This window comes from Streptomyces sp. NPDC059874, assembly GCF_042731135.1.
GTDB lineage: Bacteria > Actinomycetota > Actinomycetes > Streptomycetales > Streptomycetaceae > Streptomyces.
The window spans coordinates 1-1,466 of sequence record NZ_JBHWJY010000186.1 but is presented as its reverse complement, the minus strand read 5'-3'; the positions used below and the strand labels follow the sequence as shown (position 1 = coordinate 1,466).

Here is a 1,466-nt window from a genome sequence, read left to right as displayed (position 1 = left end):
CCCCATTACCTTCTTGGTGGCCCCGCAATGGGGCGTCCGGCCTCCGGAGTTGGCATGACTTTCTCCCCCTGTCGAACGCATGGCCTGGGGGGTGGTGTCACCAGCTCCGGAGGCATCGACAGACCGCTGATTAGGGGCATGACCACCGGCTTCTTCGCAGGTCGGGAGGCTCTTCGTAATGTGGATGTGGCGATCGGTGCCGAGGGACGGCCGGGCGAGAGGGACGACCGGAGGACGCACGTGATCGACACGAGTGACATCGGCGCCTTCCTCGGCCTGGACGTCGGCAAGGGCGAACACCACGCCACTGCCGTCACCCCGGCCGGGAAGAAGGTCTTCGACAAGCGGCTGCCCAACAGCGAACCCAAGCTCCGCGAGGTGTTCGGCAAGCTGCAGGCCAAACACGGGACCGTGCTCGTGGTCGTCGACCAGCCCGCCTCCATCGGTGCCCTGCCGCTGGCGGTCGCCCGGGACATGGGCTGCCCGGTCGCCTATCTGCCCGGGCTGACGATGCGGCGGATCGCCGATCTCTATCCCGGCGAAGCCAAGACCGATGCCCGTGACGCGTTCGTCATCGCGGACGCCGCCCGCGTCATGCCGCACACGCTCCGCTCGGTCGATCTCGAAGACGAGACCATCGCCGAGCTGGAGATGATCGTCGGCTTCGACGACGACCTGGCCGGCGAAGCCACCCGCATCAGCAACCGCCTGCGCGGCCTGCTGACGCAGATCCATCCGTCGCTGGAACGCGTCCTGGGGCCGCGAGTGCAGCACCCGGCCGTGCTCAGGCTGCTCGACCAGTTCGGCTCGCCCGCCCAGATACGCAAGGCAGGACGGCGTCGGCTCGTGACGCTGATCCGTCCCAAGGCCCCACGGATGGCCGAGCGTCTCGTCGATGACATCTTCACGGCACTGGACGAGCAGACCGTCGTCGTCCCGGGCACCGACGCGGCCGCATTGATCGTTCCCAGCCTCGCGGGCTCCCTCCAAGCAGTTCTTGACCAGCGCAAACTCCTCGCCGCCCGGATCGAGGAACTGCTGGAGAACCACCCTCTTTCCAAGGTCCTGACGTCCATGCCGGGGATCGGCGTCAGGACCGGAGCCCGCATCCTCATCGACGTCGGCGACGGCAGCTCATTCCCGTCCGCCGCCCACCTCGCCGCCTACGCCGGCCTTGCCCCAGCGACCCGCAGCTCGGGCTCGTCAATCCGTGGTGAGCAACCGTCCCGGAGAGGAAACAAGCAGCTCAAACGGGCCTTCTTCCTCTCCGCGTTCGCCGCCCTGGCAGACCCGGTCTCCAGGGCCTACTACGACAAGAAGATCAACCAGGGCAAGCACCACACCCAAGCCCTCCTCTGCCTCGCGAGACGACGAACCGACGTGCTCTTCGCGATGCTCCGCGACGGCACCTTCTACGAACCCCAACCCGCCCCATCAGCTTGACCAAACCCATAGGGGCACCCCCC

The 1,466-nt window shown here is 67.3% G+C and carries 1 protein-coding gene; it reads left to right on the top strand.

The annotated features are described in order from the left end of the window. Positions 1 to 240 precede the first annotated feature (240 nt). The gene (locus tag ACFV9H_RS41435) at positions 241 to 1,443 is read left to right on the top strand and encodes an IS110 family transposase (protein ID WP_385409180.1); all 1,203 of its coding nucleotides are present in this window, start codon (positions 241 to 243) and stop codon (positions 1,441 to 1,443) included. Positions 1,444 to 1,466: the final 23 nt, after the last annotated feature.